At 63.3% G+C, this 23495-nt stretch carries 20 protein-coding genes; 3 read left to right on the forward strand and 17 right to left on the reverse strand.

Annotated features, from left to right (window positions below):
• Positions 1–58: 58 nt before the first annotated feature.
• From TM49_RS06530 to rfbC, 6 genes are all read right to left on the reverse strand, one after another.
• On the reverse strand, positions 59–1339 hold the full coding sequence (locus tag TM49_RS06530) for an ABC transporter substrate-binding protein (protein WP_045680054.1): 1281 nt from the start codon (positions 1337–1339) through the stop codon (positions 59–61).
• Positions 1340–1366: 27 nt separating this feature from the next.
• Complete coding sequence (locus TM49_RS06535) at positions 1367–1681, reverse strand: hypothetical protein (RefSeq protein ID WP_144409493.1); 315 nt, start codon at positions 1679–1681, stop codon at positions 1367–1369.
• A gap of 368 nt (positions 1682–2049) precedes the next feature.
• A complete protein-coding gene (gene rfbA / locus TM49_RS06540) occupies positions 2050–2946 on the reverse strand; it encodes a glucose-1-phosphate thymidylyltransferase RfbA (RefSeq protein WP_045680057.1) in 897 nt (298 codons plus the stop codon).
• Positions 2943–3791, reverse strand: coding sequence for a dTDP-4-dehydrorhamnose reductase (rfbD, locus tag TM49_RS06545; protein WP_045680059.1), 849 nt, complete (start codon positions 3789–3791; stop codon positions 2943–2945). The genes rfbA and rfbD overlap by 4 nt, the downstream gene beginning before the upstream one ends.
• Positions 3788–4831 (reverse strand): dTDP-glucose 4,6-dehydratase, encoded by a 1044-nt coding sequence (gene rfbB, locus TM49_RS06550; protein ID WP_045680061.1) that lies wholly within the window; start codon positions 4829–4831, stop codon positions 3788–3790. The genes rfbD and rfbB overlap by 4 nt, the downstream gene beginning before the upstream one ends.
• A gap of 9 nt (positions 4832–4840) precedes the next feature.
• Positions 4841–5398, reverse strand: a complete 558-nt coding sequence (rfbC, locus tag TM49_RS06555) for a dTDP-4-dehydrorhamnose 3,5-epimerase (protein WP_045680063.1) — start codon at positions 5396–5398, stop codon at positions 4841–4843.
• A gap of 204 nt (positions 5399–5602) precedes the next feature.
• On the opposite strand from rfbC, the gene TM49_RS06560 reads away from it, so the two are divergent.
• Positions 5603–7396, forward strand: coding sequence for a DUF4422 domain-containing protein (locus TM49_RS06560; protein WP_045680064.1), 1794 nt, complete (start codon positions 5603–5605; stop codon positions 7394–7396).
• A gap of 6 nt (positions 7397–7402) precedes the next feature.
• Here TM49_RS06560 and TM49_RS06565 read toward each other — a convergent pair whose 3' ends face one another.
• A complete protein-coding gene (locus TM49_RS06565) occupies positions 7403–9487 on the reverse strand; it encodes a transglycosylase domain-containing protein (protein WP_045680065.1) in 2085 nt (694 codons plus the stop codon).
• A gap of 170 nt (positions 9488–9657) precedes the next feature.
• A complete protein-coding gene (locus TM49_RS06570; protein WP_045684872.1) occupies positions 9658–11043 on the reverse strand; it encodes a M20/M25/M40 family metallo-hydrolase in 1386 nt (461 codons plus the stop codon).
• A 434-nt stretch (positions 11044–11477) separates the two neighbouring features.
• On the opposite strand from TM49_RS06570, the gene polA reads away from it, so the two are divergent.
• On the forward strand, positions 11478–14429 hold the full coding sequence (gene polA, locus TM49_RS06575; protein WP_045680066.1) for a DNA polymerase I: 2952 nt from the start codon (positions 11478–11480) through the stop codon (positions 14427–14429).
• A gap of 22 nt (positions 14430–14451) precedes the next feature.
• Positions 14452–14796: a DMT family transporter gene (locus tag TM49_RS06580; RefSeq protein ID WP_045680067.1), complete on the forward strand. Its 345-nt coding sequence runs from the start codon at positions 14452–14454 to the stop codon at positions 14794–14796.
• 247 nt (positions 14797–15043) lie between these two features.
• Here the strand turns inward: TM49_RS06580 and phnN are convergent, their stop codons facing one another.
• The 9 genes from phnN to phnL all read right to left on the reverse strand — a co-directional run bounded on the left by phnN (position 15044) and on the right by phnL (position 23491).
• Positions 15044–15610, reverse strand: a complete 567-nt coding sequence (gene phnN / locus TM49_RS06585; RefSeq protein ID WP_045680068.1) for a phosphonate metabolism protein/1,5-bisphosphokinase (PRPP-forming) PhnN — start codon at positions 15608–15610, stop codon at positions 15044–15046.
• Between the two features lie 4 nt (positions 15611–15614).
• The gene (locus tag TM49_RS06590; RefSeq protein WP_045680069.1) at positions 15615–16754 is read right to left on the reverse strand and encodes an alpha-D-ribose 1-methylphosphonate 5-triphosphate diphosphatase; all 1140 of its coding nucleotides are present in this window, start codon (positions 16752–16754) and stop codon (positions 15615–15617) included.
• 13 nt (positions 16755–16767) lie between these two features.
• A complete protein-coding gene (locus TM49_RS06595; protein ID WP_045680071.1) occupies positions 16768–17463 on the reverse strand; it encodes a DUF1045 domain-containing protein in 696 nt (231 codons plus the stop codon).
• A 104-nt stretch (positions 17464–17567) separates the two neighbouring features.
• Entirely contained in the window at positions 17568–19091 is a 1524-nt protein-coding gene (gene phnE, locus TM49_RS06600; protein WP_045684874.1) for a phosphonate ABC transporter, permease protein PhnE, read from the reverse strand.
• Between the two features lie 11 nt (positions 19092–19102).
• Positions 19103–20053 (reverse strand): phosphonate ABC transporter, permease protein PhnE, encoded by a 951-nt coding sequence (phnE, locus tag TM49_RS06605; RefSeq protein WP_425283275.1) that lies wholly within the window; start codon positions 20051–20053, stop codon positions 19103–19105.
• A gap of 94 nt (positions 20054–20147) precedes the next feature.
• Positions 20148–21053, reverse strand: coding sequence for a phosphonate ABC transporter substrate-binding protein (gene phnD, locus TM49_RS06610; RefSeq protein ID WP_045680075.1), 906 nt, complete (start codon positions 21051–21053; stop codon positions 20148–20150).
• A gap of 81 nt (positions 21054–21134) precedes the next feature.
• Positions 21135–21998, reverse strand: a complete 864-nt coding sequence (gene phnC, locus TM49_RS06615; protein WP_045680076.1) for a phosphonate ABC transporter ATP-binding protein — start codon at positions 21996–21998, stop codon at positions 21135–21137.
• Between the two features lie 174 nt (positions 21999–22172).
• The gene (locus TM49_RS06620) at positions 22173–22787 is read right to left on the reverse strand and encodes a DapH/DapD/GlmU-related protein (protein WP_045680077.1); all 615 of its coding nucleotides are present in this window, start codon (positions 22785–22787) and stop codon (positions 22173–22175) included.
• On the reverse strand, positions 22784–23491 hold the full coding sequence (gene phnL, locus TM49_RS06625) for a phosphonate C-P lyase system protein PhnL (protein WP_045680079.1): 708 nt from the start codon (positions 23489–23491) through the stop codon (positions 22784–22786). Before phnL ends, TM49_RS06620 begins: the two co-directional genes overlap by 4 nt.
• Positions 23492–23495: the final 4 nt, after the last annotated feature.

Below are 23495 nucleotides of genomic sequence, written 5' to 3' on the forward strand. Positions count from 1 at the left end.
GTCGGCCGGCGGGAGATGACCGCCTTGTGGCGATCATCTCCGCGTCGTCTCTGGCGCGTCAGCGGGCGCGGTCGATGATCGCTTGGGCGTCGTCGATGAACAGCTCGGCCGCCTGCTGCGGCTCCGCATTGCCGAGGACGACGTCGGTGCCGGCACGGATGAAGGCATCACGGACCTCGCCGGCACCCTTCGGCTCGGGCGGCGGCAGCGGGCCGACCTTGTCCTGGATGGCGTTGAAGTAATCCACCGAGACCTTTTCAGCCGGGGTAAAGTCCGGTGCCAGGGCCTTGCGCACTTCCGGATTGGCCGGGATGCCGCGTTCCAGGCCGAGGATCTTGGTTTCTTCCGGATCGTTGATCCAGTCGTTCATGTACATGATCGCCGCTTCCGGATCCTTGCTGTCGCGGCTGAGACTCATGAACATCGATGGCTTGATGAACTGGCCGGGTTCGCCATCAGGCTTGTGCGGAACCATGGCGGCGCCGACCGTGTCCTGCATCAGCGCCTGCACGCCGACGATCTGGTTCGACCAGAAGTTCGAGATCGCCGTATCGCCGGAAACGACGCCGACATCGGACATCGGCAGGTTGGCGTCGAGCGACTTGTCCTTTTCGCGAAGCGCACCGGCATTGCGCAGGTCGAGCCAGAACTGCCAGTAGCCGGCAATGTCTTCCGGCGTGGCGATCACGTCACCCTCTTCACCGAAGAAGGTGCGGCCGTTCTGGCGGATCCAGCATTCGCAGGTTTCAAGCACGACCGAGCAGTCGTCCGAGCCCTTGATCTTGCCGCCGGTCTTTTCGGTGATCGTCTTGCAGACGTTTGCGAAGTCATCCCACGTCCAGTTGATCACGTCGGTGGTGATGCCGGCGTCCTCGAAGACCTTGGTGTTGTAGACGAAGACCTGGCTGTTGGAGCCGATGTTGAGCGCATAGAGCTTGCCGTCGACCATGCCGCCGGAGAGCGGGCCCTTGTCGAAATTGGACAGGTCGAGGCCATTGCCGATGAAGGGATCGAGTTCCTGCAGTGCGCCGCGACGGACGTATTCGAACAGGAAGCGATAGTCCATCTGCACCAGGTCGGCCATGTTGCGGCCGGCGGTCTGGGTCGCCATCTTGGTCCAGTAGTCGCCCCAGCCGATGGTTTCGCCGGAAACGGAGATGCCCTCGTGGTTCTTCTCGAACACCTCGATGACGTCGAAGGTCCGGCGGTCGCGGTCGGGATTGCCCCACCAGAAATGGCGAATGGAGCGGTCCTGCGCCAAAGCGGGCAGTGACGGCAGGCCAGCGGCCAGCGCCACGCCACCCGTTGTGGCCAAGAATTTTCTGCGTGAAATAGCCATAGAATTCCTCCTCCTCATGGCTCTGCGTTATGTGGTGTGGCCCCTTCGGGGTTCACCGCTGCGCACGTTCGCGGATTTCCACGCATCGGCGACAGGCCGGGCGCTCCCTTCCTCCAGGGAGATGGAAACCAGAACGAAATCCGTGCCGATGCGTTGGGCATCGTGCACTCTGCCGCGCCCTTCGGCGCGGAATCCTGAAATGGAAAAGATTTGCCGACCCTGAATGTCTCTGGAAAAGGGGCCGGGGCGAAGAGCCGCCGCGCCGACACCCATCGCGGCAACGGCAACCGGCAGGGCCCACGACCCCGTTCGCTGGTTTGAAGCTGCGCAGGCAATGGCCATGAATTCTCCTCCCGACTTCATGGTGCCGACCGGGCCGCACGAACGGCCCTGAAGCCGCCTCCGTCGTCCTGTCCGGTCGCAATCGCAATGTTAGCGGTACCGGCTCAGCCGGCCCAGTCTCCTCAGTCGTCATCGGCGTGATGGCTGGCGCAAGCGCGCGACGATCCACCTTTGTCCGACAACATTCCTCCCGGCGCGAAACGCGGCCACAGATCCCTCCAGATCAGGTCAACGTTTCGAGAATTTCACTTTCCCACGGCGTTCCGTAAAAAATGAAATCACATTCCGTTTTTTGATTTAGCCACAGCGTCCGGCCTATTGCAAGCCGCCACCCGCAACTTTCCGACCGGCTGGTAGGTTAGCGCCGGTCAGCCCATCGGATGTTCGGGCGAGGCCGAAAGCAGTTCCGACAGATAGGTGCCGTATGCGGTCTTGCGGAAGGTGTCGGCGTGCTGGCGCAACCGGTCAGCATCAATCCAGCCGCTGCGATAGGCGATCTCCTCCGGACAGCCGGACTGCATGCCCTGGCGGACCGAGAGCGTGCGCACGAAATTGCCGGCGTCGAGCAGGCTGCCATGGGTGCCGGTGTCGAGCCAGGCATAGCCGCGGCCCATGCGCTCCACCGAAAGCGTGCCGTCGTGGAGATAGGTCTCAAGCAGGGTGACGATCTCAAGCTCGCCGCGGGGCGATGGCTTGACCGCCCTTGCCCGCGCCGGGGCCTCGCCGTCCAGGAAATAGAGGCCGGTCACCGCATAGTTCGACGGCGGCGTTTCGGGCTTCTCGATGATCTCGCGCACACGGCCTTCCCGGTCGAAGGCAACGACGCCGTAGCGCTCCGGGTCGGCAACGTGATAGCCAAACACCGTTCCGCCGGCGGGTTTTGCATCGGCGGCCGAAAGAAGCTCCGGCAGGCCGTGGCCGAAGAAGATGTTGTCGCCGAGGATCATCGCCGACGGCGCTCCATCGAGAAAATCCTCCGCCAGCAGGTAGGCCTGCGCCAGCCCGTCCGGCGAGGGCTGGGTGATGTAGGTGAGGCTCACACCCCACTGGCTGCCGTCGCCGAGAAGCTTGCGGAACTGGGCCTGATCGTCGGGCGTGGTGATGATCGCGATTTCGCGGATGCCGCTCAGCATCAGCACAGACAGCGGATAATAGATCATCGGCTTGTCGTAGACCGGCATCAGCTGCTTGGAGATGGCGAGCGTCAGCGGATAGAGCCTGGTGCCCGAGCCGCCGGCGAGAATGATGCCCTTGCGTGCTGTCATGATGTTGCTCCCAGTTCCTTCAGGACGTCGTCGAGGCCCGCCTGCCAGTCCGGCCGCTCAAGGCCGAAGGCTGCCAGCGACGCGCAGTCGAGGCGCGAATTCAGCGGACGCTTTGCCGGCGTCGGATATTCGGCGGTCGGTATGTCGTTGACGGTGACGTTGCGGCCGGCCCGGCGGAAAATCGCGCGGGCGAAATCGGCCCAGCTGACATCCGGTGCGCCGGAGAAGTGATAGATGCCGGATTTCTCCGGGGCCGCGACAAGCCCTTCAGCCATGGCCTTGCAGGCGGCGGCGATCGCGCGTGCCGGCGTCGGCCCGCCGATCTGGTCGCCAACGACGTTCAGCGTGTCGCGGGTTTCCGAAAGCCGCAGCATGGTCTTGACGAAATTGCCGCCATGGGCGGAGAAGACCCAGCTCGTGCGCATGATCGCATGGGGCGCGCCGGAAGCGGCAACGGCCTCTTCGCCGGCAAGCTTGGTGCGCCCATAGGCGCCGATCGGCGCCGTCGGTGCATCGGTGGCGAAAGCCGTGTCACCGCTGCCATCAAACACATAATCAGTCGAAATGTGGATGAAGGGAATGCCGCGGGCGGCGGCCGCGCGGGCCATGGCCCCGGGCGCCTCGCCATTGATGATTTGGGCCGTCACCTCGTCATCTTCAGCCTTGTCGACGGCGGTGTAGGCTGCGGCATTGATCACCGCATCGGGTCTGGCATCGGCAATGGCGGCGGCGCAGGCTTCCGGATCGGCAAGATCCGCCTCCGCCCGCGACAGGAACCGCGCCTCGGGCAGGATCGACTGCAGCTCCAGCGCGACCTGGCCGGTCTTTCCGAAGACCAGGATCATGCCTTCACCCCGAGGCGTTCGCCGACGCCCTTGCGGCTCTGAAGCGCCTTCCACCAGGCCTCGTTGTCGAGATACCACTGGACGGTCTGCTCAAGTCCCTGCTCGACCGTGACCGACGGGCGCCAGCCAAGCTCGGTGCGGATGCGGGTCGGATCGATGGCATAGCGCATGTCGTGGCCAGGGCGGTCGGTGACGAAGGCGATGAGGTCGGAATAGGAGCCTTCCGCGCGCGGCCGCTTCTCGTCGAGAATGGCGCAGATCGTCTTGACCAGATCGAGATTGGTGCGCTCGTTCTCGCCGCCGATATTGTAGCTGCGGCCGACCTTGCCCTTTTCCAGAACGGTCAACAGCGCGTCGGCGTGGTCCTCGACGAAGAGCCAGTCGCGGATGTTCTCGCCCTTGCCGTAGACCGGGATCGACTTGCCGGCGAGCGCATTGAGGATGACGACCGGGATCAGCTTTTCGGGGAAGTGGAAGGGGCCGTAATTGTTCGAGCAGTTGGTCACCAGCACCGGCAGGCCGTAAGTCTCGTGCCAGGCGCGGACCAGATGATCGGAGGCGGCCTTCGAAGCCGAATAGGGCGAGCGCGGATCGTAGGGCGTATCCTCGGTAAACTGCCCTTCGGTGCCCAGCGAGCCGAACACCTCGTCGGTGGAGATATGATGGAAGCGGAAGGTCTCCGGCTTGCCCTTGTTCACCCAATAGGCGCGGGCGGCTTCCAGCATGTTGTAGGTGCCATTGATATTGGTCTCGACGAAATCGCCGGGCCCATCAATCGAACGGTCGACATGGCTTTCGGCAGCCAGATGCATCACCGCGTCCGGCGCGTGCTTTTCAAACACCCGGTCAAGCGCCGCCCGGTCGCGGATATCGGCCTGTTCGAAGGCATAGAGCGGGCTCTTGTCCACCGAAGCGACGTTGTCGAGGCAGGCGGCATAGGTCAGCGCATCGAGATTGACGATGGCATGGCCCCGGGCGATGGCGTGTCGCACCACGGCCGATCCAATAAAGCCGGCGCCGCCGGTAACGAGAAGCTTCATGCGTAGACCTCAGTAGACGAAGGGATTGTCGAACGCAGCAAAGGACGGGGCGTCACGATCCTTGGCCGAAACAGTGAAATCGATGTCTTTCAGCGGCCATTCGATACCGATCTCCGGATCGTCAAAGCGCACGCCGCCATCGCATTCGGGCGCATAATAATCCGAGCACTTGTAGATGATCTCGGTATCCGGTTCCAACGTCATGAAGCCGTGCAGAAACCCTTCCGGGATCAGCAGTTGCTTGCCGTTTTCGAAGGTGAGCTCGACGCCGAACCATTTGCCGAAGGTCGGCGAGCCCTTGCGCGCATCGACCGCCACATCGAACAGTCGCCCACGGCCACACCGCACCAGCTTCGCCTGCGCATGCGGCGGTGCCTGAAAATGCAGGCCCCGCACCGTGCCAACCGTCCGCGACAGCGAATGATTGTCCTGCACGAAATCGATATCGATACCGTGATCGGCAAACGTCTTGCGGTTCCAGCTCTCAGAGAAGAACCCACGCTCGTCGCCGAAACGCTTTGGCGTCAGCAGAACAAGACCCGGAATATCAGTTTTCTCAATGTTCACGGCATGCCTTTTCGGTTGAAACAGAGGTGGTCTATCAAATTCAAACAGCTCAAGAAAGCAACTTGCCGCAGCTTTGTGGCAGCGCTGCGCTTGCGCTATCTTTTGCACAAATACCGCATTTGTGCGAAGGCATGTATGACGGCTTTGGGCGGCACGAGGGTCGTCGCCGACCGACTACAAGCCAGGCGTCTTTGAAAGAACCTCATGATATCGCAGGAAACCTTCATCTCCGTCGTCTACTTCAAGGACGCCCCGCGCATTGCCACGAAGATACTGACGCCCGTTCAGGCCGGGCGGGCGCTGGGGCGGTTTTCGATGGAGGGGGTGATCGGGGACGATACCGGGGAAAACATCTCCGAAAAGAACATCGCTTGGAACGAGCTGACAGCGCTGTACTGGATGCGGCACAATGTCGATGCCGAATATTACGGGCAGATGCATTACCGGCGGCTGCTGGCCTTTTCCGAGAAGGCGCCGAAGCGGCTGTCGTTCGAAGAGATCGGGCCGCGCGAATATGACCAGTTCGGTTGGGATGACCGTCTGATCGAGAAGGCCTGCCGGAGTGCGGATATCCTGACGCCGAACATGCGCGACATCTTTCTGCCGGGCATGCCGGAGGTGCCGATGACCGCCTCTGAATTCTATTCCCACCAACATCACGGCGGCGACATGGATATCGTCGAGGAGATCGTGAAGTCGCGGTTTCCCGAAATCTATCCCTATTTCGTGCAGGTGCTGACCGGGCGGCGGATCTTCTTCAACAGCATCACGGTGATGCGAAAGCCGCTGTTTCACGAATATTGCGACTTCCTGTTCGCGACGCTGGAAGCGGCCGAGGCGCGGATCGATACCAGCACTTACGACCCCTACCAGAAGCGCATCTGGGGCTTCCTCGCGGAATACCTGACCAATGCCTATGTCCACTATGCCAAGGCCGTCCATGATGCCAAGGTGCGCGAGTTGCCGCTGACATGGGGCATGCGGCCGCGGCCACCGGTCCTGCCGGAGCAGGTGCTGGCGGAGGCCCGTGCCAGGCGCGATGCGATCACGGTACGCGACGGTACGGGAGCGGAGGATATCAACGTCGTTCTTTCGGTCGATGACCGCTACGCACCGCATGCTGCCGTCACCATCCTCTCGGCCCTTCGCACGACCGAGACACCCGGTCGGCTGCGCTTCTTCATCCTGAACGGCGGCAATGTCTCGCCCGCCAACCGCAAGACGCTTGAACAGGTGGTCACAGGTGCCGGCGGGCGTATCGAATTCATCGATATCGACGATCACGACCTGCGCTTCCTGCCGCTCAACCGCGATTATGTGTCAATTGCCACCTATTACCGGCTGGTGATGCACCAGTATCTGCCGGGCGATGTCGACAAGGCGATCTATATCGACGCCGATACCATCGTCGTCGAACCGCTCGAAAAGCTCTGGGATATCGATCTCGAGGGCCATCCCGTCGCCGGCGCGCCGGACGATGCCGGCTTCCAGCAGGCGCGCCGGATACAGCTTTCGGCCGAGCACCGCTATTTCAATGCCGGCGTGATGGTCTTCGACGTTGCGAAATTCCGGACGATGGAGATCGCTTCCGACGTGTTGGCCGTCTACCGCGAGAAAGGCCCCTATATCATCGCTCAGGATCAGGACATCCTGAACATCCTGTTCGAGCGCGACACCAAGGTTCTGCCGCTCTGCTGGAACGTCGGTACGCGGCTTTACCGGGCCAATCCGCTCGAGCCTTCCTATTCGGAGGAGGAGGCTTTCGAGGCGGCGCGGGCGCCGGCGATCGTGCATTTCACCGACAAGAAGAAGCCCTGGCACATCAAGTGCACGCATCCCTTCACCGAGCTCTACTGGGATTATCGCAACGAGACACCCTGGGCGGAGACCGCCTTCGCAGGGCGCAAGCGGCGGCTGCTGCAGATGTTGCGGCGCAGGCTGAGAGCCCGCGACAAACGGTTCGAGCGCAAGGTGGTCGCGGCAGGCGGAAAGGGCTGAAGGCGTTCAGCCGCCGCCCAGAAGCTGCATCAAGGTGCGACGCTTGTGCTGTTTGGGCTGACTTTCGCCGACATTGGCGGGCGGGGTTTCGTTGCCGAGCCGGCCGAGAAGCTCCACCAACGTATCCGGAGTGTTGCCATTGGCCGCAGGCGCCGGCTGTGGGTCGATGATGCGGCCGCCGCCATAAAGCGGCTCCGACTTCACGCCCTTGTGCGCCTTCACCATGAAATCATGCCAGATCTCGGCCGGCAGCTTGCCGCCGGTTACGGATTTCATCGGCGAGTTGTCGTCATTGCCGACCCAGACCCCCGCCGTCAGGTTGGCGGTGAAGCCGACGAACAGCGCGTCGCGGGAGGATTGTGTCGTGCCGGTCTTGCCGGCGACCTGCCAGCCGGGAATCTGCGCCGCGCGGCCTGTGCCGTCGGTCACGACATGCATCAGCATGCCATTCATGTTGGCAGCAACCTGCGATGAAAGCACACGCTGCGGGTTGGCGCGGTCGTTGCGGTAAAGCGGCTTGCCGGCGTCGGTTTCGACGGTTTCGATCAGATAGGGCGTCACCTTGAAGCCGCCGTTCATGAAGGCGGTATAGGCGCCGGTCAGTTCCAGCAGAGAGACTTCGGAGGTGCCGAGCGCAAGCGAGGCGTTGGGGGTGATGTCCGAGCTGATGCCGAGCCGGTGGGCAAGGTCGACGACATAGCCCGGGCTTGCCTCCATCACCAGCTGGGCGGCGATGGTGTTGACCGAATGGGCCAGCGCATTGGTCAGCGTCATCGGGCCCGAATAGGTCTTTTCGTAATTTTCCGGCGTCCAGTTGTCGATGGTGATCGGCGCATCGTTGCGCACCGAGCCCGGCCGGTCGCCGATCTCGAGCGCTGCGGCATAGACGAAAGGCTTGAAGGCCGAGCCGGGCTGCCGTCTGGCGGTGGCGGCGCGGTTATACTGGCTTTCGGCATAGTCGCGCCCGCCCACCAGCGCGCGAATGGCGCCGGTGGCATCGATGGCGACGACGGCGCCCTGTTCGACACGGTCCTTCGCGCCGTTCTTGTCGAGCGCCGCCTGCAGGGTGGTTTCGGCGTCGCGTTCAAGGCCGGGGTCGAGCGTCGTGTAGACGACGAGATCCTGGTCGACCTCGCCGACGAGCGGCTTCAACTGCCGCATCACCATGTCGGCGACGTAGTTTTCGGCGCCCGACCAGTAGCTCGGCGCCCGGGTCGGCTCGCGCGCCATGGCGGTTGCCATGTCGCTGTCGCCGATCATGCCCTGGTCGTGCATGGCGGAAAGTACGACCTGTGCGCGCTCTTCCGCTGCTTCCGGGTCCCGTGCCGGCGAAAGCCTTGAAGGGGCCTTCAGCAGGCCGGCCAGCAGCGCCGCCTCGCCGAGCGTCACATCCCGGGCGGACTTGTTGAAATAGCGCTGGGAGGCGGCCTCGACACCATAGGCGCCGGAGCCGAAATAGACGCGGTTCAGATACATCGCAAGGATCTGGTCCTTGGTGTATTTGTGCTCCAGCCAGATCGCCATCAGCGCTTCCTGCACCTTGCGTTCCAGCGTCTGTGCATGGGAGAGCAGCACGTTCTTGGCGAGCTGCTGGGTGAGCGTCGAGCCGCCCTGCACGACGCCGCCATGGGCGATATTGGTCGCCATGGCACGGGCAAGGCCGATCGGGTCGACACCGAAATGGGAATAGAAGCGGCGGTCTTCGATCGCGACGACGGCCATCGGGATATAGGGCGACATCTCGTCGAGGGAGAGTGCCTCGCCGCCGGTGGAGCCGCGATTGGCGATCAGCGAGCCGTCGGTGGCAACGATCTTGACGTTGGGCGCGCGCTCCGGCACGGCCCATTCATCGACCGGCGGCAGCTTGGCGCCGTAGTAGATGACGATGCCGGCAACGGCTATGGTGCCCCAGACGGCGGCGACGCAGCCCCAGTAGGACAGGAAGCGCAGCACCCGAAACAGCGGGTTGCCCGCGGAAGACCGGGACTTCTTCCTGCCGCCACCCTTCTTCTTTTTAGAAGGCTTCGCCGTAGCTCCGCCGCCGAAGAGCGAGGGTTCCGTCCTGCTGCGCTGGTTCTTCTTTTTCGCCATGGCGGGGTCGTCGGCACCTTCCGTTTCGCGTTCCGTTTTAGCCCGTCGTCTTTAAGGTCTTATTAAGGCGCGGGCATGCCCGCCCCGGCCGGGCGCCAGAAGATGACATCGAAGGTTAATGCAAGCTGAACGGGGCGGCGCGGCCGCCCCGCAAAGGCTGCTGTGCCGGATCAGGCAAGCGCGTCGAGGATGCGGATCCAGGAGCGGATGCCCTTGTGATAGGACGAGAGCTCGTATTTCTCGTTCGGCGAATGGATGCGGTCGTCGTTGAGGCCGAAGCCGACGAGCAGCGAATCCATGCCGAGCTTCTTCTGGAAATCGCCGACAATCGGGATCGAGCCGCCCATGCCGATGACCACGGCCGGCTTCGGCCATTCGTCGGAAAGGGCTGCCTGGGCCTTCTTCAGGAAGGGCGCGTTGTAATCCAGATGGATCGCCGGCGAGCCGCCATGGGGATGGAAGTCGACCTTGCAGTCGGCCGGGATCTTCGAGCGCACGTAAGCGCGGAAACTGTCGCGGATCTTTGCCGGGTCTTGCGTTCCGACGAGGCGGAAGGAGACCTTTGCCGAGGCTTTCGCAGCGATCACGGTCTTGAAGCCCTCACCGGTGTAGCCGCCGGTGATACCGTTGACTTCGGCGGTCGGCCGGGTCCAGGTGAGCTCCAGCACGGAACGGCCCTTTTCGCCGGAGGGAACCGAAAGGCCGATGCTGCCGAGGAAGCGCTCGTCGGTTTCTCCGAGCTGTTCCCAGCCCTTCTTCACATCTTCCGGGGTTTCCTCGACACCGTCATAGAAGCCATCGAGTGTCACCCGGCCGGTCTCGTCGTGGAGGCCGGCGAGGATGCCGGAAAGAATGTGGATCGGATTGGCGGCAGCGCCGCCGAAGAAGCCGGAGTGCAGATCGCGGTCGGCGGCGGTGATCACCACCTCATCGCCGACGAGGCCGCGCAGCGTTGCGGCGATTGCCGGCGTCTCGCGGTCCCACATGCCGGTGTCGCAGACGAGTGCGAAGTCCGCCTTGATCAGGTCGCCATGTTCTTCGATGAAGGCTGGAAGCGATGGCGAGCCGGATTCCTCCTCGCCCTCGAACATCACAGTCACCTTTACCGGCAGCGCACCGTTCTCCTCACGGTAGGCGCGGCAGGCCTGCAGGAAGGTCATCAGCTGACCCTTGTCGTCGCTGGTGCCTCGGCCGGTGAGGATCTTGCGGCCGGGTTCGACCTCCTTGACGGCCGGCGAAAACGGATCGCTCTCCCAGAGCTCGATCGGGTCCACGGGTTGCACATCATAGTGGCCGTAAAACAGCACGTGCGGGGCGCCCTCAGGCGCGTTCTCGCTGGTGCCGACAACCATCGGATGGCCCTTGGTCGGATAGGCGGTGGCGGAAAAGCCGAGCGTCTTCAGTTCGCCCACCAGCCACTCGGCGGCTTCGGCGCATTTTTCCTTGTAGGCCGGATCGGTCGAGATCGAGGGGATGCGCAGGAGCTCGAACAACTTGTCGAGACTGGAGGGGAGGTTGTCGTCGGCGCGCTTCAGCAGCGCTTCAAGTTCGGTCATGTGCAGAACCTCGGGTTGGCGCGAAAAAGATGGGGCGACCATAGGCCATGGGAGGGTGATTTGAAAACATGCGATTGGCAGCATCAGGGCATGAAAAAGCCGCCATGGCCTGGAGGGGGGCGGACCATGGCGGCTGCTTTTTGGGACAAGGGCCGGAGAGGGGGGATGGAGCCCTTGTCCTTACTGTCTGAAGAGGCGGGGGACGAGCCTCTGTCAGGCACCGGCGTTTTGAGGCGCCGTTGAGTTCTAAATGTACTTCGAAATGTGTCGATTCAAGGGACACGGTCGGCCGTTTCGTTACAAATCGGTAATATTGCTGCATCGTGCAGCTGTTTTTCGCGTTTTGCTGTGCATCAAGTTTCAGGCGTGCATCCTGGGATTGCGGGTGAGGCTTTCGGATGGACCTTTCAGGCTGTCCACGGTATGGATTCGCCATGAAAAAAGACGACCACCTTTTCCTGATCGATGGCTCCGGCTTCATCTTCCGCGCCTTTCACGCGCTGCCGCCGCTGACCCGCAAATCCGATGGCCTGCCGGTCGGCGCGGTCTCGGGCTTTTGCAACATGCTGTGGAAGCTTCTGACGCAGGCGCGCGACACCTCCGTGGGCGTCACGCCGACGCATCTGGCGGTGATCTTCGACTTTTCGTCGCAGACCTTCCGCAAGGAAATCTACCCGGACTACAAGGCCCACCGGCCGCCGCCGCCGGAAGATCTGGTGCCGCAGTTCTCGCTGATTCGCGAGGCGACACGCGCCTTCAACCTGCCCTGCATCGAAATGGAGGGTTATGAGGCCGACGACATCATCGCCACCTATGCCCGCCTGGCGGTCGAAGCCGGCGGCGATGCGACCATCATCTCGTCCGACAAGGACCTGATGCAGCTCGTTGGCCCGCGCGTGCATATGTATGACGGCATGAAGGATCGCCAGATCGGCGTACCGGAGGTGATCGAGAAATGGGGCGTTCCGCCGGAAAAGATGATCGACCTGCAGGCGCTCACCGGTGATTCGGTCGATAACGTTCCGGGCGTGCCCGGCATCGGCCCGAAGACGGCGGCGACGCTGCTTGAGGAGTTCGGCGATCTCGACAACCTTCTGGCCAACGCCGAGACCATCAAGCAGAACAAGCGCCGCGAAAACATCATCGCCAGCCGCGAACTGGTGCAGATTTCAAGGCAGCTGGTGACGCTGAAGCAGGATTGCCCGGTGGAACTGCCGCTCGAGGCGCTGTCGCTGGAACCGCAGGACGGGCCGAAGCTCGTTTCCTTCCTGAAGGCGATGGAGTTCAATTCGCTGACCCGGCGCGTCGCCGAGGCGACGGGGGCAGAGGCGCAGGCGATCGATGCCGCGCCCGTCGATGTCGAGTGGGGCACCTCCGCCCACGGGCCGGATCTCGATCCGGGTGCGGGCACGGCACCTGCGGCGAAGCAAGCGGGATCGGCCGATGTCGGCCAGGGCACGCGCCCTGCAGACCTTGCCGCCGCGCGGGCGGCGCGTTTTGCGGCGCTTCCGATCGATCGCGACGGCTACGAGACCATCCGCGACCTGACCTCGCTTCAGGGCTGGATCGAGGCGGCGCGCGAGCGCGGCCTGGTCGCCTTCGACACGGAGACCACCTCGCTCGATGCGATGCAGGCCGAACTCGTCGGCTTTTCGCTGGCGCTTTACGACGAGGACGCCAAGGACAAACCAGTCCGCGCGGCCTATGTGCCGCTCACCCACAAGTCCGGCCACGACGATCTCCTCGGCGGCGGCCTTGCCGAGGGGCAGATACGCTTCGATGACGCGCTTGCGGCGCTGAAGGGGTTGCTCGAGGACGAAGCGGTCAAGAAGATCGCCCAGAACCTCAAATACGACTACCTGGTGATGCGTCGCCATGGCATCACGGTGAAGAATTTCGATGACACCATGCTGATTTCCTATGTGCTCGATTCGGGTATGGGCGGGCACGGCATGGATGCGCTTTCGGAAAAATGGCTCGGCCACCAGCCCATCCCCTACAAGGAGGTTGCCGGCTCCGGCCGCAACATGGTGACCTTCGATCATGTCGATATCGCCCGCGCGACCGCCTATGCCGCCGAGGATGCCGATGTGACGCTCCGCCTCTGGCTGGTGCTGAAGCCGCGGCTTGCCGCCGAAAAGGTGACAAGCGTCTATGAGCGCCTGGAACGGCCGCTGCTGCCGGTGCTGGCCGCGATGGAAGAGCGCGGCATTTCCGTCGACCGACAGATTCTGTCGCGGCTTTCCGGTGAACTGGCGCAGAAGGCGGCGGCGCTCGAAGACGAGATCTACGAGCTTGCCGGCGAACGCTTCAACATCGGCTCGCCCAAGCAGCTTGGCGATATTCTGTTCGGCAAGATGGGGTTGCCCGGCGGCAAGAAGACCAAGAGCGGACAGTGGTCGACGGCCGTACAGGTGCTCGACGATCTTGCCGCCGAAGGCCTGCCGCTGCCGAGCCGCATCGTCGACTGGCGGCAGATGACCAAGCTGAAATCGACCTATACCGACGCGCTGCCGGGCTACATCCATCCCGAGACGAGGCGGGTCCACACCTCCTATTCGCTGGCCTCGACCACCACCGGGCGGCTGTCCTCGTCGGAACCCAACCTGCAGAACATTCCGGTCAGGACGGCGGAGGGCCGCAAGATCCGCACGGCCTTCATCGCCACGCCCGGCCACAAGCTGCTCTCGGCCGACTACAGCCAGATCGAGTTGCGCGTGCTTGCCCATGTCGCCGATATCGCCCAGCTCAAGCAGGCCTTTGCCGATGGCATCGACATTCACGCGATGACGGCATCGGAAATGTTCGGGGTGCCGGTGGAAGGCATGCCGGGCGAGGTACGCCGGCGCGCGAAGGCGATCAATTTCGGCATCATCTACGGTATCTCCGCCTTCGGTCTTGCCAACCAGCTCGCCATCGAGCGTTCCGAAGCCGGCGACTACATCAAGCGCTATTTCGAGCGCTTTCCCGGCATCCGCGATTACATGGAAAAGACCAAGGCCGAGGCCCGCGACAGGGGATACGTCGAAACCATTTTCGGCCGGCGCATCCACTATCCGGAAATCAAATCGTCGAACCATCAGGTCCGGAGCTTCAACGAGCGTGCGGCGATCAATGCGCCGATCCAGGGCTCGGCGGCCGATATCATCCGCCGCGCCATGGTCCGCATCGAGCCGGAACTCGCCGCAGCAGGCCTTGGCGACAGCACGAAAATGCTGCTGCAGGTCCACGACGAACTAATCTTCGAGGTCGAGGACGCGGCTGCCGAGAAGGCGCAGGCCATGATCGTCGATGTCATGGAAAACGCGGCAATGCCGGCCGTTTCGATGGCCGTACCGCTCAAGGTCGATGCCCGCGCCGCCCAGAACTGGGACGAAGCCCACTGAGTTTCCGGAAAGAGGAACCGCAATGAACCCTGCGCTCGCCGCCTATGGCGCCCTCGGTATCGCGATCGTCTGCGAGGTGATCGGCTCGACGCTGCTGCAGAAGTCCTACGGCTTCACCCGGCTGCTGCCGACCATCGGCGTGGCGGTGTTCTATATCGTCGCCTTCTTCTGCCTGTCACAGGCGCTGAAGACCATTCCGCTGGGCGTCGCCTATGCGATATGGGCCGGACTTGGGATCGTGCTGACGGCGGCCGTCAGCACGCTCGTGCTGCGGCAGAACCTTGACCTCGCCGCCTGGGTCGGCATCGCCATGATCGTCGGCGGCGTCCTGGTGATGAACCTGTTCTCGAGTGCCACGGGGCACTGAAGGCGCTGCCGCTGCACGGTGTGCCGCTCGCTCCATATACTCTCTCCCGCTTGCGGGAGAGATGCCCCGAAAGGGGCAGTGAGGGTGAAGCAGCATGTCCGTTCGTGAGAGCGTTCGTGTGGATACGTTCCCCCCTCACTGTCGCTGTCGTGACATCTCCCCCCCTTCTGGGGCGAGATGGTTGGGGGCAATGCGGTAAGGACGTCGCGAGAAAAGCGATCTTGAGGACAGCCGAGAGGCGCCTGTTTCACCCCTTCACGCATCCGCCGATCACCTGCGCCAGCCGTGCTCCCGCCTCTTCCAACGCGCCGGAATTGTCGATGGTAATCACATCGAAGGGGCCGTCGACGTTCATGGTGGAGCGGGCGAGGCGGCGCAGGATGTCGTCGCGGGTCTCGCGGCCGCGCGCTTCGAGACGCGCTGCAAGGATTTCCGGCCGCGCGGTGACGTTGACGACGGTGAGGTGATCGAAAGCGGCGGAAAACAGCGGCAGCGCCGAGCGCGAACCGTTGCAGACGGCGATGCCGCCGGCCCTGACGAAAGCCTGGGTCTCGGCCGGAATGCCGTAGAACAGCCTGTGCGCTTCCCATGACACGACGAAGCCGCCGGCCATCGCAGCGGCCGTGAACGCTTCCTTCGTCATCGTCGCGTGGTCTTCGGTCGCACCATCGGCCGGGCGGGTGATCACCCGGCGGACGAAACGGACCGAAGGATGATCCCGGTAGAGGGCGGCTGCGTGGTTGATCAGGCTGTCCTTGCCGGCCCCGCTCGGGCCGACCACGACGATGATGCGGCCGGCCGGCTTTGCGTCCATGGCTTCAGGCCACCCGCTGCCCGGCGCGCCAGACGGCACGGGTCACGGGGACGCCCTCCGGCCGGCGCACACGCACGAGATCGGCGCGAAGCCCCTCTGCGATACGGCCGCGATCATCAAGGCCCACCGATTTCGCAGGTGTTGCGGTGACCATCTTCAGCGCCTTCGGCAGCGAGATCTCCTCAACCTCATCGGCAAGAATAAAGGGGGCGTAGATCAGGCTGAGCGGCACGTAGTCCGACGACAGCACATCCAGCACCCCGGCCTTGGCCAGATCGCGGGCGGCGATGTTGCCGGAGTGGGACTTGCCGCGCACCACATTCGGCGCGCCCATCAAGACCGAAAGCCCGGCCTTGTGCGAGGCGCTTGCGGCATCGAAGGTGGTCGGAAACTCGGCGACCCGAACGCCTTGCTCTATCGCCTCGTCGACATGCGCGATGGTGGCGTCGTCATGGCTGGCAATGGTGATGCCGCGTGCCTTGCAGTGATCGGAGATCATCTTGCGATGCTTGTCGGAGTATTTCGCCGAGGAGGCCTGCCGTCCCTTGACGAAGGCATCGAAGGCTTCATCGGAAAGGCCGCGCTTGGTCTTGTAGTAGAGGATGTACTGGTCGAGATTGGTGAACTGGCGCTGGCCGGGCGCATGGTCCATCAGCGATGCCAGCCTGACATGCGGGTCATCCTCGAAATCGGTGAAATGGTCGATGACGTCGGCGGCCGAGACTTCGCAGCGAAGGTGGATCAGGTGCTGCGCCCGCAGCCGATCCTCGCGCTCGGCCTGCTGGATGGCATTGGCCATGTCGCGCATCTCGCCGTGCCGGAAGCCGCCATCCTCATCCGACCCCATGCGCAGGCAGTCGAAGACGGTGGTGATGCCGGAGGTGACGACCTGGGCGTCGTGCGCCTGCACGGCTGCGATCTGGTTCCAGCGCACGCCGGGGCGCGGCGAATAGTGGCTTTCGAGATGGTCTGTGTGCAGCTCGATGAGGCCGGGGATCAGGAAGTCGCCCTCGAAATTCTCGCCCTTCGACATCCTGCCCTCGGAGATATCGGCAATCTTGCCGTCGCGGATGAGCACCGAGCCTTCGAGGATATCGTCCTCCAGCACGATGCGGGCATTGGTGAAGATGGTTTCTGCGGTCATAGCTCTCTGTCTTTCAATTGCGGCCCCCGGTCAGCGGTTGCCAGCGGCGTATCGTGAACGGCGCGCCGCGGCTTTCCTCGACAAACAGGCCAAGACCGGTGACGGCAAGCGGCTTGTCGATAAAGGGAGCGAAGTAGGTCTCCACCGCGCCGCCGACGACGGAGGCGTCCGTGCCGGCAACGGGGCCGGTCAGTGTCATGTGGAAGCGGAACTCGTCGAAAACGTAAGGGTAGCCCCAGCGCATCATGTTCTCGCGCTGGACTTCGGAGAGCGTTTCCGGCTTGCGGCGGGCGATCTCGTCATTGAGGAGGGGCGCGCGCATCGGCTCGAAATGCTCGACGACATCGGCGGCGAAGGCCTGCAGCGTGTCATAGTTTTCGGCGGGAACGAGGGCGTAGAACTTGCCGATCTGGCCGAGCACGATCTTCGGTATGTTGAATGTCGCGGTGTTGCGGCAGTAGACGTCGAAGGCGGCTTCAAGGGCCGACGGCGTGATGTTTTCGGCAAGCCGGAACGGCGCCTTCAGCGTGGCGTGGAAGCCGTAGCGCGCTGCGGCTGCGGTCACCGTGCTCATCCGGCCCGGCGGCAGGCCGACGGTGTCGGGGAAGGGGCGTTCAGCGCCTTCGAAGGCGTCATAGCCGAGCCAGCGGCTTGCGGCTTCTGTCAGCGGATCGTCGGCGGGCGGGGTAAAGTAGATCGCATATCGCAAAGCAGGTGTCCTCGAAATCGCATTCTGGCGCGGCGAAGGGGCGCATGGCGCTCTTGGGAACGAATCCTGCGCGGATTCGCCAAGAGACACAATGCCCTCACCACTCAATGCCGGTCCGTCCTGTGGGTTCCCATCAGGCGCGAACGGAGCGCATTCGAGATGTTATCGAAGACAAAGACAACAATGAGGATGAGCACCACCATATAGGCAACATTTTCCCAATCGGAATTGGTGCGCATCGCTTCCCAGAGTTTGAGGCCGATACCGCCGGCGCCGACGGCACCGATGACGGTGGCCGAACGGGTGTTCGATTCCCAGAAATAGAGGGCCTGCGAGCAGAACACCGGCAGCACCTGCGGCAGCACGCCGAAGCGTTGAACGACGATCGGCGGCGCGCCGACCGATTTCACGCCCTCGCGCTGCTTGTCATCAATGTTCTCCAGCGCCTCGGAATAGAGTTTGCCGAGCGTGCCGGTGTCGGTGAAGAAGATTGCAGAGATGCCGGCCAGCGGCCCGGGGCCGAAGGCGCGGGTGAAAAACAGCGCCCAGATGAACATGTCGACCGAGCGCAGAAAGTCGAAGAAGCGCTTGGTCAGCTGGTTGACCGGCCTGTTGCGCATGATGTTGCGCGCGGCGATGAAGGCAAGCGGAAAGGCGACGAGGCTCGCAAACAGCGTACCGACGAAGGCCATGACGATCGTCTGGAGAAGCTTGGTCCAGACGTCGAGATGCTGCCAGGAGGGATTGTAGAGGAAGTCGTTGACGGCAAGCTTCCAGTTGCTGGTCGACGGTTCGAGCCGGTCGGCCGAGAAGACATGGTCGACGACCTGGCCAAACGACATGCCGAAATAGGCCGAGTTGGTGTCGAAGAAGAAATTCTCCCAGCCTAGGAAGCGGCGGTGGATGATTACCTTGTCGTCGCGGATTTCGACATAGCCGGCAAAGCCGAGCCAGGCATAGACCTTGGCGCCGGGTCGGTCCTGTTCGGCCCAGGCCGGCAGCGGGCCGTCGGGATAGACGCCCTGATCGTGGGCGAGATCGAGCTTCAGCGTGTCGGCGCCATAGGTGACGGTCACGACGTCGGGGCGGATCGCGACCAGGCGACCCTTGCCCATGACGATATCGGCGGAGGTGACGACCTCTTCGGTGACGGATTTCGTCTGCGCTGCGGCGCTTTCGGCGGTCTCACCCTGGGCGCCTGCGTTTTCCGGGGCGACGAACATGAACGACATCGATGACGCGGCCGGTTTTTCGGCGGAATTGGCCGCAGCCTCGGTCTCCACCGTGCGGGTCATGGTTGCGGTGGTGGTGGTCACCCAGTCGGGGTCGGGATGCTCGCCGAGCGGGGAAAACCGCGGATACTCCACCGACATGGCGCCGTCGGCCTCGATCTCGATCGTCGGCCGCGCTTCCCAGGAGATCCAGTCCGCCAGATAATTGCCGGCAAGCCCCCAGTTGGCCGAGCCGAGCACGGCGCCGACGGAGAAGAACCACCAGCAGAAGGCAAGGTAAAGGGCCGCGCCCGCGATGATGCCAAGAGAGCGGATCCGCGATTTCACGGAACCGTGGAGGAGTTCGGGGTGGCGGGCGGCAATGGCATCCATTTCAGATGCGTCGATCACGGTCATCGTCTTCTCCCTCACATCGCCGGCTGGAAGGCGTCGCTGCCGACGAGGCGGCGGCGCAGCCATGCGGAAAACTGGTCGACGGCAACGATGGTGCAGAACAGCAGCAGCACGATCGCTAGCGTCTTGGCGGCATGGCCGCGGCTGATCGACAGCCTGAGCAGTTCGCCGATGCCGCCGCCGCCGACGGCGCCGATGATGGTCGAGGCGCGCACGTTGATTTCGAGGCGGAGCAGGAAGTAGCTCATGAAGTTCGGCAGCACCTGCGGGACGATCGCGAACCAGACGCGCTCGATCCAGTTGGCGCCGGCGGCTTTCAAACCTTCATCCGCCCTCATGTCGGCGTTCTCGACCACTTCGAAGAACAGCTTTCCGAGCGCGCCGATGGTGTGGATCGTCACGGCGATCATGGCCGGGATCGGGCCGATCGACAGGATGGCGAGGAAGAAGCCGGCGAGCACGATTTCCGGAAAGGCCCGCAGCACTTCCATGAAGCGGCGCACGGTGCCGCGCAGCCAGACATTCTTTGTCAGGTTCTTCGCGGCGAAGAAACAGAGGCTGAAGGCGAAGAAGAAGCCGATGATGGTCGAGGCGATCGCGATGTTGAGCGTCTGCAGCATCGCGTAGAAATATTCCGGCATGTAGAGGCCGGTGTCGCCGAGATAGTAGCGCCCGTCCGGGTAATCATACTGGAACGAGCCGTCGTAATAGGGCGACGGCCGATCAAACAGCGCGCGAAAGATCTCGAAGGGATCGCGCGGGATCAGTTCGCCGACGAAGTCGAAGAAATGCGGCAGGCGATCGAAGAACTTGCCGGCATTGGTCTCGTTGGCGAACCAGAGCGAGGCGGCAAGGCAGACGGCGAGCACGGCCAGCGTCATGAAGGTGTAGAGCCGCTTTTGCGCGGCGAGCTGACGCCAGTGTTCCTCGACGCGTCTGCCGCTCTCGCTCAGGTCTTGATTCATGTTTGTGCCGGCCATGTTCAGGATATCGATAGATGAAAAGGCCCGCACCGCCTCCCCTGGGGAAGGCGGTGCGGAACCGGTTCTATGTCAGCAATCAGCCGCCGATGGTGGCCTTGCGGGCGTCGATGATCGGCTTGTAGAAGTCGACATTGACTTCGGCGAAGCCGGTGTAGTCGCCGCCCTGGATGGCGGAGAAGCATTCCGGATCGCTTTCCGGCAGGTTCATCATGAATTCCTTGAACGTCGCCTTGGTGTCGTCGCTCATGGAGGTGCGGACAACGATCGGGCCGTTCGGGATCAGCGGGCTTTCCCAGAGCTCGACGAGGTCGTCCATGTTGAGGATGCCCTTGTCGACCATCTTGCGCAGGTTGCCGGAGGTGTAGCCGTCTTCGAAATCGCCAACGCCCGAAGCCCAGGTCGTGCCGGCATCGAACGTGCCCTTGACGACTTCGAGAACGAGATTCTCGTGGCCGCCGCCGAAGCCGGTTTCGCCGAAGAATTCGTCAACTGGGGCGCCGGTCGCTTCCGGAAGCGTCACGGTCGGGATCAGGAAGCCGGAGGTGGAGTCCGGATCGGCGAAGCCGAGCTTCTTGCCCTTCATGTCTTCCAGCGAAGTCATGCCCGAATCCTTGCGGGCGACCATGACGGAGTGATAGCCCATCGAGCCGTCGGTCTGGACCGTCGTCAGGATCGGCTCGACGGCGTTCGGATCGGCAAGGTAGGCCTTGGCGTAGCCGGAAGCGCCGAGTTCGGCGTAATCGAGCGTGCCGCCGAGCAGGCCCTGGATGACGCCGTCATAATCGGCGGCCGGGAACAGCGAGACCTTCTCGACGCCGAGAACGTCCGGCAGCTTGTCGACCAGGCACTGGAAGTTGCGCAGGCGGTCGGCTTCGTTTTCGCCGCCGAGGATACCGATGCGGAATTCATTCATATCCTGGGCGTAGGCCGAGGTGGCGAGAGCGGCAAAGGCCGCCGTGGCCAGAAGGGTTTTCTTGAACATGACTTTCTCTCTCCTAGGTGTCCGGCCGCGCCGGAGGGGGATAAACGCTGCCTTTGACGCGGGCGGGCGATCTTTGAGACCTCAGGGCGTCGCCGCTTCGGCCTCTACCAGCGGAGCGATGCCGGCTGGCTTTCTGCCGGGGTTGCCGGCGAGCTTCCCGGTGTTGATGCTGGTCGACGTCATCGTTTCGTCGATGCCGGCACCATCCTTGTCCGAGCCGTAGATTTCCTGGACGGCCGCGGCCGTCAGTTCGCGCGGATTGCCGTCGAACACGACGCGGCCGTGGGCCATGCCGATGATGCGCTCGCAATAGGTCCGCGCGGTATCGAGGGTGTGCAGGTTGGTGATGACGGTGATGCCCTCGCGCTCGTTGATGTCGCGCAGCGCGTCCATCACCACCTTGGCATTCAGCGGGTCGAGCGAGGCGATTGGCTCGTCGGCGAGCACCATCTTCGGGTCCTGCATCAGGGCGCGGGCGATGGCCACGCGCTGCTGCTGGCCACCTGAAAGCGTGCCGGCCTTCTGCAGCGCCGTCTGCTCGATGCCGAGGCGCTCGAGTGCGGCGATCGCCATGATGCGTTCCTCGCGGGTGAAGACATTCATCAGGCTCTTGACGGTGGAACGGTGATTGAGCCGGCCGAGAAGCACATTGGTCAGCACGTCGAGGCGGGGCACGAGATTGAACTGCTGGAAGATCATTGCGCAGTCACGCTGCCAGTCGCGCAGCGCCTTGCCCTTGAGCTTCGAGACATCGGTGTCACCGAACAGGATCGCGCCCTCGGAAGGGTCGATCAGCCGGTTGATCATCCGCAGCATGGTCGACTTGCCAGCACCCGAGCGGCCGATGACGCCGACCATCTGGCCCTGCGGGATCGCGATGTTCACGGTGTCGACGGCAACATTTCTGCCGAAACGCCGCGTCACATTCTGCAGTTCAAACTTCATGCACTCTCTTTCAGATCATCGACGGTGCTTTTCAGCGGCCGCGCCGGCCGAAGCCGGTCGGGCGACCGACTTGCTCTGACAAGATGAATAGAGGTGCTGCTTGACGGTGGAATGTCAGTTTTGTTTCAGATTTCTGACAAAACAGACATGGTGGTGGATGGCCCGAGCCGGCGCTCAGTTCTCGTGGCGAAGAAGGAATTCCTCGGCAGACAGGGAGCGGAAATCGGCAAGGGCGTCGCGCAGCCGCGTGTGCTCCCAGTCCCACCAGGAAAGCGCATCCATGCGGAGGCCGATCTCTTCGGGAAAGCGGCGGCGGATCGTTTTCGCCGGCACGCCGCCGACGATGGTATAGGGGGCGACGTCCTTCGACACGACAGCGCCGGCGCCGACGACGGCGCCATTGCCGACCGTGACGCCCGGCAGGATGGTGACGCCATGGCCGATCCAGGTGTCGTGGCCGATCACCACTTTGCGGTCGCGGCGGCGGGCGAAGAAGTCGGCATCGTGCTCGCCATCCGGCCAGTAGTCGGCGGAGCGATAGGTGAAGTGGTGCAGCGTCGCCCGCTCGACCGGATGGTTGGTGGCATTGATGCGAACGGAAGCCGCGATATTGGCGAACTTGCCGATCTCGGCGCACCAGACGGCGCCATCCTGCATGATGTAGGAGTAGTCGCCCATCACCGTCTCGGCGATCCGGCAACGCTCGGAGACTTCGGTATAGCGGCCGAGCGTCGAGTCGGTGACGGAGGCGGTTTCGTGGATCAGCGGCGTTTCGGAAAGCTTTGTCATGCGGCGGTCCTTCGCGGTGAGAACGCGGAAACGTCGATGATATGATCGGCGATCGCGTTACGCACCTCCTCATCGTGGAAAATGCCGAGCAGGCCGATGCCGGCCTTCTTCTTCTCCTCGATCATCGCGACCACGACCTTGCGGTTTTCCGCATCGAGCGAAGCCGTTGGCTCGTCGAGCAGCAGGAAGGGATGATCGGTGATGAAGCCGCGGGCGATGTTGACGCGCTGCTGCTCGCCGCCGGAAAAGGTCGCGGGCGGCAGCTCCCAGAGCGCCTCCGGCAGGTTCAGCCGGGCGAGCAGTTCCCGTGCCTTGCCTTGCGCCGCCTTCTGGCTTTCGCCGCGCGAGAGCAGCGGTTCGGCGGCGACATCGATGGCGGAGACGCGCGGCACGGCGCGCAGGAATTGGCTGACATAGCCGAGCGTGTCGCGCCTGACGGCGAGCACCAGCCGGGGATCGGCACTGGCGAGGTCAACGATCTCGCCATGATGCTCGATCAGGATCTGGCCGGCATCGACGCCGTAATTGCCGTAGATCATCTTCAAAATCGAGCTCTTGCCGACGCCGGAGGGCCCGCCGAGCACGGCGCAGGTGCCGCTCCTCACCGCAAACGAGGCATTGTCGATGACCGGCAGCTTCAGTCCTCCGCGCAGGTGCATGGTGAAAGATTTTGTGAGTTCGGAGACGACGAGCGGGGTAGCCATGGCG

It is taken from the genome of Martelella endophytica, assembly GCF_000960975.1.
Classification (GTDB): Bacteria; Pseudomonadota; Alphaproteobacteria; order Rhizobiales; family Rhizobiaceae; genus Martelella; species Martelella endophytica.